14 protein-coding genes and 1 pseudogene are annotated in these 15,014 nt (G+C 61.1%); 1 reads left to right on the forward strand and 14 read right to left on the reverse strand.

The window, feature by feature from the left end; all coding sequences use genetic code 11:
- Positions 1–19 precede the first annotated feature (19 nt).
- The 7 genes and pseudogenes from HGP16_RS21015 to HGP16_RS21045 form a co-directional block, all read right to left on the reverse strand.
- Positions 20–559, reverse strand: a complete 540-nt coding sequence (locus HGP16_RS21015; RefSeq protein WP_168841944.1) for an RNA pyrophosphohydrolase — start codon at positions 557–559, stop codon at positions 20–22.
- Positions 560–574: 15 nt separating this feature from the next.
- The gene (locus tag HGP16_RS21020) at positions 575–1,759 is read right to left on the reverse strand and encodes a divergent polysaccharide deacetylase family protein (RefSeq protein ID WP_168841945.1); all 1,185 of its coding nucleotides are present in this window, start codon (positions 1,757–1,759) and stop codon (positions 575–577) included.
- 315 nt (positions 1,760–2,074) lie between these two features.
- Positions 2,075–3,403, reverse strand: coding sequence for a S41 family peptidase (locus HGP16_RS21025; RefSeq protein ID WP_168841946.1), 1,329 nt, complete (start codon positions 3,401–3,403; stop codon positions 2,075–2,077).
- Positions 3,393–4,850 (reverse strand): murein hydrolase activator EnvC, encoded by a 1,458-nt coding sequence (locus HGP16_RS21030; protein ID WP_205926640.1) that lies wholly within the window; start codon positions 4,848–4,850, stop codon positions 3,393–3,395. The genes HGP16_RS21025 and HGP16_RS21030 overlap by 11 nt, the downstream gene beginning before the upstream one ends.
- 270 nt (positions 4,851–5,120) lie before the next feature.
- Entirely contained in the window at positions 5,121–5,603 is a 483-nt protein-coding gene (gene rlmH / locus HGP16_RS21035; RefSeq protein ID WP_168841948.1) for a 23S rRNA (pseudouridine(1915)-N(3))-methyltransferase RlmH, read from the reverse strand.
- 173 nt (positions 5,604–5,776) lie between these two features.
- Positions 5,777–6,219 (reverse strand): annotated as a pseudogene (gene rsfS / locus HGP16_RS21040) (ribosome silencing factor).
- Between the two features lie 163 nt (positions 6,220–6,382).
- Positions 6,383–6,682: a DUF1330 domain-containing protein gene (locus HGP16_RS21045; protein WP_168841950.1), complete on the reverse strand. Its 300-nt coding sequence runs from the start codon at positions 6,680–6,682 to the stop codon at positions 6,383–6,385.
- 300 nt (positions 6,683–6,982) lie between these two features.
- Between HGP16_RS21045 and HGP16_RS21050 the strand changes: the two genes are divergently transcribed.
- Positions 6,983–7,354 (forward strand): winged helix-turn-helix domain-containing protein, encoded by a 372-nt coding sequence (locus HGP16_RS21050; RefSeq protein ID WP_168841951.1) that lies wholly within the window; start codon positions 6,983–6,985, stop codon positions 7,352–7,354.
- 118 nt (positions 7,355–7,472) lie between these two features.
- On the opposite strand, the gene modC is transcribed toward HGP16_RS21050, so the two are convergent.
- From modC to obgE, 7 genes are all read right to left on the reverse strand, one after another.
- Positions 7,473–8,546 carry a molybdenum ABC transporter ATP-binding protein gene (gene modC / locus HGP16_RS21055; RefSeq protein WP_168841952.1) on the reverse strand — a complete coding sequence of 358 codons (1,074 nt, stop codon included), beginning with the start codon at positions 8,544–8,546 and terminating at the stop codon, positions 7,473–7,475.
- Positions 8,543–9,244, reverse strand: coding sequence for a molybdate ABC transporter permease subunit (gene modB / locus HGP16_RS21060; protein WP_168841953.1), 702 nt, complete (start codon positions 9,242–9,244; stop codon positions 8,543–8,545). The genes modC and modB overlap by 4 nt, the downstream gene beginning before the upstream one ends.
- 86 nt (positions 9,245–9,330) lie before the next feature.
- Positions 9,331–10,128 carry a molybdate ABC transporter substrate-binding protein gene (gene modA / locus HGP16_RS21065; RefSeq protein ID WP_168841954.1) on the reverse strand — a complete coding sequence of 266 codons (798 nt, stop codon included), beginning with the start codon at positions 10,126–10,128 and terminating at the stop codon, positions 9,331–9,333.
- A gap of 559 nt (positions 10,129–10,687) precedes the next feature.
- A complete protein-coding gene (locus tag HGP16_RS21070) occupies positions 10,688–11,269 on the reverse strand; it encodes a nicotinate-nucleotide adenylyltransferase (RefSeq protein WP_246703535.1) in 582 nt (193 codons plus the stop codon).
- A 37-nt stretch (positions 11,270–11,306) separates the two neighbouring features.
- Positions 11,307–12,590: a glutamate-5-semialdehyde dehydrogenase gene (locus tag HGP16_RS21075; protein WP_168841956.1), complete on the reverse strand. Its 1,284-nt coding sequence runs from the start codon at positions 12,588–12,590 to the stop codon at positions 11,307–11,309.
- Positions 12,583–13,752: a glutamate 5-kinase gene (proB, locus tag HGP16_RS21080; protein ID WP_168841957.1), complete on the reverse strand. Its 1,170-nt coding sequence runs from the start codon at positions 13,750–13,752 to the stop codon at positions 12,583–12,585. The genes HGP16_RS21075 and proB overlap by 8 nt, the downstream gene beginning before the upstream one ends.
- Positions 13,749–14,831, reverse strand: coding sequence for a GTPase ObgE (gene obgE / locus HGP16_RS21085; protein ID WP_168841958.1), 1,083 nt, complete (start codon positions 14,829–14,831; stop codon positions 13,749–13,751). Before obgE ends, proB begins: the two co-directional genes overlap by 4 nt.
- Between the last annotated feature and the right edge of the window lie 183 nt (positions 14,832–15,014).

The raw sequence follows: 15,014 nt of genomic DNA on the forward strand, positions 1-15,014 counted from the left end.
TGCGGCCGGTCTTTCCGGTTCAGTCTTCAGCCTTCAGGCCGGCGAGATGGGTGAACTCTGAAATGACCTGTTCGTAGACCGATCGCTTGAAGGTGACGATCAGTTCGGGCAGCGTTGCCATCGGCTTCCACTCCCAGGCATCGAATTCCGGCTCATGGCCGCCCGGCGGCGGGTTGATGGCGATCTCGCTTTCGTCGCCATCGAAGCGGAAGGCAAACCAGCGCTGCGTCTGGCCGCGAAACTTCCCTTTGAGGCCGACACCGATCAGCTGCGGCGGCAAATCGTAGTTGATCCAGTCCTTCGCTTCCGCAAGCAGGGTCACGGTTTTCATACCCGTTTCCTCGTAGAGCTCGCGATAGGCGGCTTTCAATGGATCTTCGCCTTCGTCTATGCCGCCTTGCGGCATCTGCCAGAGCTGCGGCGAGCCGTCATATTCCGAATTGCCGACTGGAATGCGACGTCCGGCCCAGACCATCCCATCCCGGTTCAGGATCATGATGCCGACACAGGGACGGTAAGGCAGGTCTTCGGCTCTCACGGGGGCGTGGGGCGTGCTCATCTTTCTCTCCAAGGATCAGGGATGTTTCGGGTCTTCGGCAAGCGCCGAGACAGCAACGATTTCTATGCCGCGCATGGCGGCTTCCTCACTCCATTTGCTGATGGCGTCGACGCTCTCGTCGAAAGCGGAGGCAACACCAATCGCCGAACCATTGCGGCGGGCAATGCGCTCCAGCTCATCGAGCTTTTTCCGGATCGCCTCCTGCTGCAGCTCTCCGTCGAGCTGGATATCGGCAAAGGCATGCGGTACTTCCAGCGTCTTCGACAGCGTTCCGGATTTCGATTGCGCCGAAGAGCCATCGTCCAGGAACAGCAGGCCGCGTTTGCCGACATCGCGCAGAACCGGCTCCAGGGCATTGGGATTGGCAAGGAAGCGGCCGCCGAGATAGTTCATGATACCGGTATAATTGGTGATCTTGCCCATCGCCTGGTGCAGGTTGTCGATATTCTTCGCCGATGACAATGAGGTCAGCAGCGTGTCCGGTCCGGGATTGTTGCTGGGATAGTCGAAAGGCTCGAAGGGCACCTGGATGAGGATTTCGTGGCCGCCGCGCCTTGCGTCCTGCATCCAGCGCTGCAAGCTGTTGCCGCTGGCGGCAAAGGCGAGCGTGATTTCCTCCGGCAGCTTCTCGATGGCGCGCTGGGTGCCGGTCTGGCTAAGGCCGAGGCCGCTAACGACGATGGCGATGCGCGTGCCGCGGGCGCCGGACCAGGGCCGCGCATATTGATCCATCGGCCGCAGGCCGCTCGATGAAATGATCGGCAGCTTGCCGAAGGGCGAATCCTCGAGGAGGCTCTCGTTCGGCGTCGCCGCCATGCGCGGGTCCTGGCCCACCTGATTGGCATTGATCAATACGGGGCCGCTGCCGTCGCGATTGCTGGGGCTGAACATGGTGACGATAGAACCGTCATCGGTGACGACTCTCGTCGTATTGGCGCCGGATTGCGGATCAACCTGGGTCAGCGCCGACTGGCCGTTCGGCGCCGGCTTGGCTTCGGCTGGCGGCGCGGGCTCTTCCTTCTTCGCGGTTTCGACCGGCCGGGTTTTCTGAAGCTCGTCTCGTTGCAGTGCCGAATAGAGGGAGAAGCAGGCAATCGAGATCAGACAGAGGCCGCCGAGAATGCGCCCAAAGGGTGGAAGACGCCGCTGGCGGCCGGGGCGGCGATTCTGTCCCAACGGTGCATGCAGATCCGTTCCCAAAGGTCCTATCCACTCCAAGCGGAAAACTGTATCGGCCTCGAGCATGTCCTTCGCCGCCGAGCGGCAAAATGCCCGCATCAAAGTGCTAAAGCGCGTCGCGATCTTTCAGATTCGCTCCTTGCGCTTAAGCTCTTGATTTTGTGCATGTCGCTATCGCAAAACCGCCGCACGCTTTTGCGCGACATGCGTTGGAACATGAACAAAGCTGCTTTTGAACAAGGCCGATTTCATTCGGTCGAGGAGAGCGGAACGGTACGCAATCCCGCTCGCCGCTTATGAAAGCGCCGGGTCTGTTTCCAGCCCGGCGCCATCTCCTTACTTGGAGGAAACTGCCTTTTCCGGGTTCGGCGGGAAGGATGGATCCGTCTTGGCGCCGCGCAGCAGGTCGAGCGCGTAGTTGAGCTGGATATCGTCCTTCGGATCCGGCGGCACATAGGCCGAAGAGCCTGAGCCCTTGTCGGTTTCGCTCTGGCCCTTGATGTGACCCGGCAGGCTGGACTCGCCTTCCGTCGTCAGCTTGCCCTTCAGATCATCGGGCAGCGGCTGGTCGACCTTAATGTCAGGCGTGATGCCGGTGCCCTGAATCGAGCGGCCCGAGGGCGTATAGTAGAGCGCCGTCGTCAGGCGAAGCGCGCCGTTGCCATCGCCCAGCGGGATGATCGTCTGGACGGAGCCCTTGCCGAAGGACTGCGTGCCGAGGACGGTGGCGCGACGCAGGTCCTGCAGGGCGCCGGCGACGATTTCAGAAGCGGAAGCCGAGCCGCCGTTGGTGAGCACGATGATCGGCTTACCGTCAGTCAGATCGCCGGGCGTGGCGTTGAAGCGCCGGGTCTCGTCCGGATTGCGGCCGCGCGTGGAAACGATCTCGCCACGTTGGAGCACATCGTCGGCGACATTGATTGCCTGGTCGAGCAGGCCGCCGGGGTTGAGGCGCAGGTCGAGGACATAGCCCTTCAGCTTGTCCGCCGGAATATCCTTCTTGATCTTCGCGATCGCGGCTTCGAGGTCCGGCGTCGTCTTTTCCGTAAAGGAGATGATGCGGATATAGCCGACATCGCCGCCTTCCTCGCGCGACTTGACGGCGGCAACCGCGATCACGTCGCGAATAACGGTGAGTTCGATCGGCTTGTCGGCGCCTTTGCGCATCAGGGTGAGCTTGATCGGCGTCTTGACCGGGCCGCGCATCTTCTCGACGGCGTCTTCCAGCTTCAGGCCGCGAACGGACTGGCCGTCGATCGCGGTGATGTAGTCGCCGGCGAGAACGCCGGCCTTGGCGGCAGGGGTATCGTCGATCGGGGTAATGACCTTGACGAGGTCGTTGTCCATCGTCACTTCGATGCCGAGACCGCCGAATTCACCCTTGGTCTGGGTGCGCATGTCTTCGGCGTCCTTGGCATTCATGTAGCTCGAATGCGGGTCCAGAGAGGTCAGCATGCCATTGATGGCGGCTTCGACAAGCTTGTCTTCCTGCGGCGGTGTCACGTACTGCGCGCGAACGCGCTCAAAGACGTCGCCGAAAATCGACAATTCCTTGTAGGTGGAAGTGCCAGCGGCTTCCGCCGGCGCTACCGCCGAGTAGATAACGCCCATCGCGGTCGCACCCATCAATGCGCCGACGAGAACAAGAGAAGCCCTACGTATCATTGCGTGCCTTTCCAGTGTCTTTGGAGGTCCACCAAGGTCGAGAATCGACCGGTTTTCCATCTTTTCTGAATTCAATGTAAAGCGTTGGCCGATCCGTTTCCAGCGCCAAAGCGGTCGCACTCGCGACTCTTTTTAGGCCCATCGTGGCAAGCGGTTCGCCAGCGAAGACAAATCTACCCGGACGCGTCTTGATCGCGTCCATTCCCGACAGCACCATGTGGTAACCGTCGCCCGTATCCAGAATGATCATCTGACCGTAGCTGCGAAACGCGCCGGCGTAGACAACCGTGCCGTCGGCGGGAGCCGTGACGAGCGCTTCCGGACCCGTCGCAATGGTCAACCCCATCGCCGTATGACCGGTGCCGTCGTCGTCGCCGAACTGGCGGAGGGTATCGCCCGCCACGGGCAGCTCCAACTTCTGTTTAAGGTCCGAGAAGGGATATGCGGGCGTAATGCGGTTTTTATCGGGCACACCGTTCTCGGCCAGGGCTTTCGCTTGCTCGCGCTGCTGTTCGGTCATCTGCGCCCGGCGCGCCTCTTCCGCGCGGGCCGCGGCCGCGGCATCGCGCACCGAGCCGATCTGGCTTTCGAGAGAGGACACGAGGCCTTCCAGGCTGGTTGCCTTGCCCGCCAGTTCCTCTGCGCGCTTGCGTTCGCTCTCGAGCTGGGCGGCATTCTCCTTGCTGTGCTTATCGTTCTCGGCAATCAGCAGATCCATGCGCCGCTCCTCCTCCAGACTGTTGGTCATGGTGGTGGTGAAGCTCGCCTTTTCGGCGGCCGCGTCGGCATGCAGCTTGCTGAGATCGGTGAGATCGGCGATGAGCTTGTCGGTCTCCTGGCGCATACCGGGCACGACGGCGCCGAGAAGAATGGCGCTGCGTACCGAGGCGAGTGCATCGTCCGGCGTCACCAGCAGCGCCGGCGGCGGGTTGCGGCCCATGCGCTCGAGAGCGCCCAGCACTTCGGCCAGCAGGGCGCGGCGACCATGCAGGGAAGCGCGAATCTTGCCTTCCTTGACGGCAAGATCCGTCAGCGTCTTCTCGCTCCGCTGGATCTTACGGTCCAGCTCCTTGCGGCGGGCGGCGCTGTCGATCAGCGCCTGGCGCAGGCTGTCGGTGCTCTTGTCGAGGGAGGCGATGCTGTCTTCCAGCTCTTTCGTCTTGTCGGAGGAGAGATTGATCGTCTTCGACAGTTCGTCGAGCTGGGCGCGGGTTTCGTCTCGTTTGCGCGCGAGATCCGCTGCTGGGTCGGGCGCCTGCTGCGCCGACGGCACCGGTGCCGATGTTGCGGCACGATCGTCGGGCGCCTGCGGTGCGGTGGTCTCGGCCTCCTGCGCTACGGCCACAGCCAGCAAAGGGAAAGAACCGGCCACATAGGCGGCCACACCGAGACATGCCGCCAGGGGTGGCAGCAGAAGACGGGAAAGCATGGGCTGGGCTTTTCTCATCCAGTCGGTTCGGGCCTGGTCCCTTCGGATCGCGTGAAAATAGGCTGATTTGCCGCGATCGGCTAGAGCGGTTCAGCTCTTCAGAAAATCTCTGAACCGCTCCATCTTTTTGTTGTCTCGCAATTTCAGGAAAAGTGCTCAGCACTTTTCCTGAAATTGCTCTAGGAAGCATCGTCATTTTCAGGGCGTGAATCAAAACACGCCTATGTGAGCGTTTCGTTAACGCAAAATGACCGAAAGCCAAACTGTTTTCGAAATGGAATGGGACGTTCACACCCTGTGATAGGGATGACCGGAGAGGATGGTGACGGCGCGGTAGAGCTGCTCGGCAATCAGGATGCGCACGAGCTGGTGCGGCCAGGTCAGCTTGCCCAAGCATATGGTCATGTCGGCCTTGTCGTAAAGGGATGGGTCGAGGCCATCGGCGCCTCCGATGGCGATCGTCAGGTCGCGTTTGCCATGATCACGGTATGTCCCGAGCATGGCGGCAAAGGCTTCGCTATCGAGCGCCTTGCCGCGTTCGTCGAGAAGGATGAGGACGCCGCCTTCGGGATGCGCCTTCTGCAGCAGGCCCGCCTCTTCGCGCTTGCGCGTCTCGCTATTGGAGGCGCGGCTTTCGGCAACCTCGGTCATGCGCGCCATTTCCAAGCCGATCGCCGGCCCGGCCTTGGCGAAACGGTCGAGATAGCGGGCCGCAAGATCCTTTTCCGGGCCGGCCTTCAACCGTCCCACCGCAAAAAGACCTATCCGCATTCCCGCTCCCAAGCATATCCGCCGTCATGGCGGCACAAAACGAAACTCTTGCCGGAAGCTCATGTCCGGCGATGGTAAAGCTGCCAACGGGAGCCGGGAAAGCGCCCTTAAAGCATTTTCGCATTCCCGACGGAAAAGCGCTGCGCGCTTTTCCTGGAAATGCCTTGGCTCGGCTAGTGCAGCGTGCCTTCGTCGAGATCGGGTGCGGCCCACATCTTTTCGATGTTGTAGAACTCGCGGATCTCGGGTCGGAAGACATGAACGATGATGTCGCCGGTGTCGATCAACACCCAGTCGCCGCCATCGAGACCCTCGACGCGGGCATTGCCGAAGCCCTCGCCCTTGAGATCGGTCATGAGATGGTCGGCAATCGCCACGACATGACGGTTCGATCGGCCGGAGACGACGACCATGTGGTCTCCAAGCGCAGACTTGCCAGCAATGTCGATGGTAACGATATTTTCGGCCTTGGAATCCTCGAGGCTCGCGAGGACGGCTTGCAGGGCGCGGGCAGCGGCATCGGCGCCACGTTCCGAGCTCTTCGGGATAACGACAGGCGTTCTTCCCTTGGCGTGTACTGTTGTCAGTGCTCTTCCTTCCTTGAGTAACAGAACATGCACGGATGTGATCTGAGTCGACCACGTCATAAAGATAGGCATCAAAGCATTAAGGTTTCAAGACGCCAACGGCCATCTTGAGGCGTTCAAGACAAGGATTTGTGCCTGGATAGGGCTCTTTCGCACCAAATATGGGTGAATATTCGCACTGAGGGCCAAAAATCAGGTCGCCCGGCTCACTCCTTCGACAAGAATGAGGTTGCGGCCGAGGGCCTTGTCGCGAATGTCGAGGGCAGTTGCGTATTCCGACGAACCATACCAGGCTTTGGCCCGCTCAATGTCGGGAAACTCCACGATCACGAGGGCTTGCGGCGACCAATCGCCCTCCAGTTGTTCGATCGGGCCGCCGCGGACCAGGTAGCGCCCGCCATAATGGGCTATGGAGGCGGCAGCGCGGGTCCGGTAGATCTGGAAGGCTTCGGCATCCTTCGCCGTGACGTCGGAGATGATATAGGCCGGCATAGGTTTTCCCTTTCCCGCGAAAGTCGAATTCCCGCACGATCCCCATTCGCGCGCGGAGTTCGGATGCAGGCGCGCCTTTTACATTGAAGATCAGATAGGCCGATGCCGCCGCTTGTCCATTCCTGCCGGCATGTACAGGCAGGCGAAGGCCGCGTATACACCAGCGCGGATCGAGATTTCAGCTCGAATTGGCCTGAAATCTGAATCCGCGCTAGCATTAAATGATAGAGCACGATGTCGTCCGAAAACCGATCGCACTTTTCGGCATCATGCTCGGCAGACCAAACGGTTACAGGTGCCATGACAGACGCTCCGCAGCCATCGCTGAAGCCCGTTCTCCGTATCAGCTTTTCGGAGCAGGACCGACTTGGGCACGGCAAGATGGAGCTTCTCGAACATATTCAGGAGACCGGTTCGATCTCGGCTGCCGGCCGTGCCATGGATATGTCTTACCGTCGGGCCTGGCTGCTCATCAGCGAACTGAACCATATGTTCCGCGAGCCGGTGGTGGAATCTCAACGCGGCGGGCAGAAGGGCGGAGGGGCTGTCTTGACTCCATTCGGCGAGGAGTTGCTGCGCCGCTTTCGCGGCATGGAAACGACGTTGCGCGCGGCAATAGCCGACGATCTGAGCTGGCTGGAAGCCAACCGCAGCACGGCCGATAAATCCTGATCAATCTAGAGCGTGATGCCGAAAAGTGTAGGCGGTTTTCGGACGACATCACGCCCTCCTTCTTTGATTCTAGAGCGGATTCAGATTTTAGGTCGAATAGACCTAAAATCATCCGGCTCTAGTACTCGAGCGCCACCGTCTTGATGACCGCATGGATCGGCAAGCCAATGCGCAATCCCAGCCGCTCGGCTGAGAATTGCGTGATGCGGGCGGTTACGATGTCGCCGCCGCAATCGACCCTGACTTCCGCCGTTCCGTCGGCAGCCGTACCAATCTCCAACACTTCTCCATCGAGAATATTTAGGGCGCTGAGGCCCTCGGGCCGTGTCGTTGCCAGCATGACGTCGCGGGCGGGAATATGGACGCGCACGGCCTTGCCGAGAGCGGCTGCCTGGCCCGGCACGACCAGTTTTGCCGTCTTCAGGGCAACAATGGTCAGATGATGTCGATCGTCCATCAATTCCACGCGGCCTTCCAGGAGCACACCGGCTTCGCGGCGGTCGGCCGCCAGCGGGCCGGATAGCTGGCTGAAAATATCGACGGCGGCACCTATCGTCTCTACCTTGCCGTCGCGCATGACGACGACGCGGTTGGCGAGCCGCGCCACTTCGGCGATCGAGTGGCTGACATAGATAATGGGTATCTTGGTCTCGTCACGCAGCCGCTCGAGATAGGGCAGGATTTCGGCCTTGCGGGCTTCGTCGAGCGCGGCAAGCGGCTCATCCATCAAGAGGAGCCGCGGGGAGGAGAGCAGGGCGCGGCCGATCGCGACGCGCTGCTTCTCGCCGCCGGAAAGCTTGGCTGGCCTACGGTCGAGCAGCGCGCCGATGTCGAGGAGGTCGACGACGCCGTCAAAGCTTTCGCCGCGCTCGTTCCGAGGCGCGAACCAGCGGCCGTAATTGAGGTTCTGCCGCACCGAAAGATGCGGAAATAGGCGCGCTTCCTGGAAGACATAGCCGAAGCGGCGGCGGTGGCGCGGCACGAAGATCTGCCTGCCGGTATCGGCAAGTACCGTATCGTCGAGGCTGATGCGGCCGTGATCGGGCCGGATGAGGCCGGCAATAATGCGGACGATCGAAGTCTTACCGGATCCGGATCGGCCGAAAAGGGCGGTCACGCCGCCATCGGAGGTGAATGCGGCCTCCAGCGAAAAGGCGCCGAGGCGGTGGCGGATATCGACCGAGAGCGTCATTCGAAATCCACCCTTCGACCGGCGAGGTAGGCAAGGAATTCCGAAGCGAGCAGGGCCGCCATGGAAATGACGATGGCGACGATGGTCAACCGCAGGGCGCCGGCATCGCCGCCGGGAACCTGGGTGAAGGTGTAGATGGCCGAAGACAGGGTCTGGGTCTCGCCGGGAATGTTGGAAACGAAGGTGATGGTGGCGCCGAACTCGCCCATGGCCTTGGCAAAAGAAAGGATCATGCCGGCGATGATCCCGGGCAGGATCAGCGGCAGGGTGACCGTCAGAAAGGTCCAGACGGGGCTGGCGCCCAGCGTGCCAGCCGCCTCTTCGAGCTTGCGGTCGACGGCTTCGACCGACAGTCGGATGCTTCTGACCATCAGCGGGAAGCCCATGACGCCGCAGGCAAGTGCCGCACCCGTCCAGCGAAACGAGAAGACGATACCGAGATATTGATCGAGCAAAGACCCGATCGGCCCCTTGCGGCCGAAGAGGATGAGAAGAATGAAGCCGGTGACGACAGGCGGCAGGATCAGCGGCATATGGATGAGGCCGTTGAGGATCGATTTGCCCCAGAAGCGACCGCGCGCAAGCAGCAGGGCAGCTCCGATGCCGAAGGGGAGGCTCACCAGCATGGCGACGATGGAAACGCGCAGGCTCAGCGCTATCGCCGTCCATTCGTCGCCGCTCAAACCCAACGCTTCCAAATACCTGCCCCTTAAAACGTCTCAGGCTCGCCACGGGTCGGCGAGCCCGATGGCTGAACGTTCGTGCCCGATTGCAGTGACAATGCTCACCGCTTCAGGATCGTGAAGCCCTCATGCTCGAAGAACGGAACAGCCTTAGCCGATTTCAGGTAGTCGAAATAGGCCAGTACATCCGAGTTCTTGCTGCTGCTGGTGATGGCGAAGGGGTAGACGATCAGCGGGTGGCTGTCTGCCGGGAAAGTGCCGACGACGGCAACGCCCGGATCGGCCGAGACATCGGTCTGGTAGACGATGCCATAGGGCGCTTCGCCGCGTGAAACGAGGGCGAGCGCGGCGCGCACGCTTTCGGCGCCAGCGACCTTCTTTTCCACTGATGCCCAGACGCCGAGCTTTTCCAGCGCGCTCTTGCCGTATTTGCCGGCAGGGACCGATTCCGGCTGGCCGATCGCCAGGCGGCCATCGCCGAGCAGGCCGGCTAGATCCATGCCCTGCTTGATCTCTACCGGCTTTGCCTTGTCCTTGGCGGCAACGAGAACGAGCTTGTTGCCGAGGAGGTTGACGCGGCTGTCATCCTTAATCAACTTCTTGCCTGCGACGTAATCCATCCAGTTGGTGTCGGCGGAGATGAAGACATCGGCCGGTGCGCCATTTTCAAGCTGCTTGGCGAGCGGACCGCTTGCGGCATAGGAGACGGTAACTTCCTTGCCGGTTTCCGCGGTAAAGGCTGCATCGACATTATCAAGCGCGTTTTTCATGCTGGCGGCGGCAAAAACCACGATCTTGTCGGCGGCGAATGCCGGCGCTGGTGCGGTCGAAAGACTCAGCCATGCAGCGGAAAGGGCGGCGGTTGCAAGCTTGATCCATCGGCGTCGGCTGGTGGCCATTTTATTCTCTCCAAAGGTATCGACATATTTTGACTGATATAACGACGCGCGAAGCTTGGCTAGGGATGTATTTATAAAAATATATCGCGATATTGCGGTGTAACGCTACGAATTCTATGGATTTTCAGTGGCGCAGCGCATAGGAGGGGCTTGGAGCATTGCAAAAATGCATGTCTGTATTCGCCCAGCGAATTGGCGAACGCTCACGAAACAAGACGTAACGTTACGAATCGTGGGATCCTGTGCCATTCTTTCGCCGAGTTCATTTCGATGATGAAAATCAAACGGCGGGGAATTCGCAAAAGAAGCGTTTTTTGGGCAGAAAATTTTCATAGCTATGCTGCCGGTGCATTGCTGCATTGCGCAATCAGCCATTTATCAATCGGTGAAATCTGCTAGAACATAAGCATCGAAACGGCGATCTCCTCCTCCCAATGCCGTTCGATATGGATCAGCAACTCTCCTCCTCCCAGTTGCTGATCAGGTTCAAAAGCCCGACGCATCCTCCTCCCGCGTCGGGCTTTTTATTTTCCAGATTTTCCCAAAAAAATTGGTGGAATTACTGTGCGGCGCGCAAGGCTGTCGAGCTGAGCGCCGAGCGTGGTCCGTGGATGAAGGTCCAGGCCGGCGCCCGCTTCTTCCAGAGCACGCGGGCGTCATCCTCGTCGACGCGTGCATAATGGAACGTCTTGGCCATTTTGGCCGAGAGATAGGATAGCGTCGATCCCGGCCGGTCGATAACGGCGATCGGAAATGTCCGGGCGATTTCCTGCCATTTCTGCCAGCGATGGAATGTATTCAAGCTGTCGGCACCCATGATCCAGATAAAATGGACATGACTGTTGCGTGCCTTCACGCGCGCAAGCGTATTGGCCGTATAGCTCATGCCCAGCGTCTGCTCGAAGGCGGTCACCTTAATGCGCGGATCGTGGGCGATCATCTCGCTGAGCGAGATGCGCTCGGCGAGCGGCGCCAGATGATTGCGGCTCTTCAGCGGGTTGCCCGGCGTCACCATCCACCAGAGCTGATCCAGGCCGAGCCGGCGGATAGCGATCTCGGCCACGAGTGCGTGGCCTTCATGCGGTGGATTGAAGGAGCCACCGAAAAGACCGACCACCATGCCGCGCTCGGCATGAGGCATGCGCAGATAGTGTTGATCGATCTCTTCCTTCAGCACGTCAGGGCCGTATCTGTCCGGTGCCGCGTACGCGATATTTGAAGGAGGTGAGCTGCTCGACGCCCACTGGCCCGCGCGCGTGCATCTTGCCGGTGGCGATACCGATTTCTGCGCCCATGCCGAACTCGCCGCCATCGGCAAATTGTGTCGAGGCATTGTGTAGCAGGATCGCCGAGTCGATCTCGGTGAAGAAGCGTTCGACGACCCCAGCATCCTCGGCGATCACGGCTTCGGTATGGTTCGACGAATATCTGCCGATATGGTCAATTGCACCGGAAATGCCGTCGACCAGCGCGACCGAGATGATCGCGGCCAGATATTCCGTCGTCCAATCCTCTTCAGTTGCCGCCTTCAGGCCGGGCTCAAGCTTGAGCACATCGGCGGAGCCACGGATTTCGCAGCCCGCCGCTGACAGCCCGTCGAGCAGCGGCTTCAGATGGGTGGAAGCGACCTTCGAATCAACCAGCAGCGTTTCGGCGGCACCGCAGATGCCCGTGCGGCGCATCTTGGCGTTGACGACGATGGATTTCGCCATGTCGAGATCGGCCGAGGCATCGACGTAGATATGGCAGAGACCTTCGAGATGGGCAAAGACCGGCACGCGTGCCTCGGTCTGGACGCGGGCGACGAGGCTCTTGCCGCCGCGCGGCACTATGACGTCGATATTGCCTTCGAGGCCGCGCAGCATGGCGCCGACCGCGGCGCGATCGCTGACGGGCACGAGCTGGATGGCATATTCCGGCAGGCCAGCCGCCTTCAACCCTTCGACCAGGCAATCATGAATGGCCTGTGACGAGCGGCGCGAATCGCTGCCGCAGCGAAGGATAACGGCATTGCCGGCCTTCAGGCACAGCGCGCCGGCATCGGCCGTTACGTTCGGCCGGCTTTCGAAGATGACGCCGATGACGCCGAGTGGCGTGCGAACGCGCTCGATTTTGAGGCCGTTCGGGCGATCCCAGGCGGCGATGACTTCACCCACCGGATCGGCGAGGGCAGCGATGGCGCGAATGCCTTCGGCCATCTCGGCAACGCGTTTGTCGTTCAATGTCAGGCGATCGACGAAGGAGGCGAGCATGTCCGTGCCCTCGACGTCCTTCAGATCCCTAGCGTTTTCAGATAGGATATGATCCTTGCGGGCCAGAATGGCGTCCGCCATTGCGTTCAACGCCTTATTCTTGCTCTCCGTGGCAGCGAAGGCCAACGGTCGCGACGCAGCCCGGGCCTTGCGACCGATATCGTTCATCAGCGCATCGATGTCGGGGCTTTGTGCGACGCTATCAAGCATGAGCTTCATCCTTCTTCAACTTCTCGGCCTTCGTCTTGACGGACGCGGTCATGACGAGGTCGTCGCGATGCACCATGGCGGCGCGGCCGGCATAGCCGAGGATCGCCGCGATCTCAGCCGATTTGCGGCCGGTGATCTGGCGGGCCTCTTCGGCGTCATAGCCGGCAAGGCCACGCGCGATCTCGCGGCCCGAAGGTCCGATGACGGCAACCGTATCGCCGCGGCCGAAATGGCCGATAACCTTGCGGACGCCGGCCGGTAGCAGGCTCTTGCCGGCGCCAAGCGCCGTGACGGCGCCATCGTCGACATGCAGTTCGCCAGCCGGCTGCAGCTGTCCGGCGATCCAGGTCTTGCGGGCTGTCACGGGCGTGCCCGAGGGCGCGAACCAGGACGAGCGCGCGCCGTTCTCGATCGCGTTCAACGGGCGGTCGGTCTTGCCGGAGGCGATGATCATGGCGCAGCCGGCGCCGGTCGCAATCTTGCCGGCATCGATCTTGGTGCGCATGCCGCCGCGCGACAGTTCGGAAGCGGCGCCGCCGGCCATGGCTTCGATCTCGGGCGTGATATCCGCGATCGTATCGAGGAATTTCGCCTGCGGATCCAGATGCGGCGGAGCGGTATAGAGTCCGTCGATGTCTGACAGTAGTACCAGGAGATCGGCGCCGGTCATGGTGGCGACGCGGGCGGCGAGGCGATCATTGTCGCCATAGCGGATTTCGCTTGTGGCGACCGTGTCGTTCTCGTTGATGATCGGCACAGCGCCGATCTTCAGAAGCTGGTTGATGGTGGCGCGCGCGTTGAGGTAACGGCGGCGCTCTTCCGTGTCGCCGAGTGTCAGCAGGATCTGGCCGGCGACGATATCGTCATGCGACAGGCTCTCCGACCAGGCGCGGGCAAGCGCAATCTGGCCCACTGCCGCCGCCGCCTGGCTTTCCTCCAGCTTCAGCGCACCGGAGGGCAGATCGAGCACGGAGCGGCCAAGCGCAATCGCGCCGGAGGAGACGACCAGAACATCGATGCCCTTGGCCTTCAATGCAGCGATATCCGCGCACATGCCGTCGAGCCAGGATTTCTTCAAGCCGGTCTTGCGATCGACCAGGAGGGCGGAGCCGATCTTGATGACGATACGGCGATAGCGATCGAGCGGCTTGCGGGCGGTCATCCCTGCTGGTCCTCGTCCGCATCGTCGGAGCTCTGCAGATCGCGATGGCGTACCTTTGGCGCTTTCGCCGGCCTGTCGGCCTCGCCCCTATTGGCTTCGACGATAACGTCGCGCAGCGCGCGCAGCACTTCCGTCATGCCACGGCCGGTGACGGCAGAGATCTGGAAGGGCGTCTTGCCGCAGGCGCGCGCCAGCTCACGCGTCTTCTTCTTCAGCGTCTCTTCGTCCACCACGTCGATTTGCGAGAGAGCGACGATTTCAGGCTTGTCGGGAATGCTGTTGCCGTAAGCCTCAAGCTCGTGCTGCACAGTCTTGTAGGCCTTGCCGACCTTCTCTTCCTGAGCGGAGACCAGATGCAGCAGCACGCGGGTGCGCTCGACATGGCCGAGGAAGCGGTCGCCGATGCCCACACCTTCATGCGCGCCTTCGATCAGGCCGGGAATGTCGGCCAGAATGAATTCCTGGCCGTCGATGGTGGCAACACCGAGATTGGGATGCAGGGTTGTGAACGGATAGTTGGCAATCTTCGGCCGCGCACGGCTGACGGCGGCGAGGAACGTCGACTTGCCGGCATTCGGCAGGCCGACGAGACCGGCATCGGCAATCAGTTTCAACCGCAGCCATACGGTCTTTTCCTCGCCCGGCAGGCCGGGATTGGCCCAGTCCGGTGCCTGGTTGACCGAGGATTTGAAATAGGCGTTGCCAAAGCCACCATTGCCGCCGGCGGCGAGACGGAAGCGTTGGCCTTCCCGGGTGATGTCGCAGATCAGGGTTTCGCCGTCTTCCTCGAAGATCTGCGTGCCGACGGGCACCTTCAGCGTCACGTCTTCGCCCTTGGCGCCGGCGCGGTTCCGGCCCATGCCATGCGTGCCGATGGTGGCCTTGAAATGCTGCTGATAGCGGAAGTCGATCAGCGTGTTGAGGCCGTTGACGGCCTCAACCCACACATCGCCGCCGCGACCGCCATCGCCGCCGTCCGGTCCGCCGAACTCGATGAATTTCTCGCGTCGGAAAGAGACGCTGCCCGCGCCGCCGTCGCCTGAGCGAATATAGACTTTTGCTTCATCGAGAAATTTCATCTTACGTCCGTCACCCGGTGTCGGCGCATATCCCTTCGGATCGAATGGATTCGGAAAAGCCTATGCGCTCTTTATCGATTTCAGCCGCCCTTTGCGCATTCATGGGGACGCATCGGCTGGCCATTTACCCGTCATGTCGCCTTCGATATAGGCGCTTCGGGCTGAGGTCAAAGAATATCGTGC

The sequence above is a fragment of the Rhizobium sp. P40RR-XXII genome (genome assembly GCF_012641405.1).
Classification (GTDB): Bacteria; Pseudomonadota; Alphaproteobacteria; order Rhizobiales; family Rhizobiaceae; genus Rhizobium.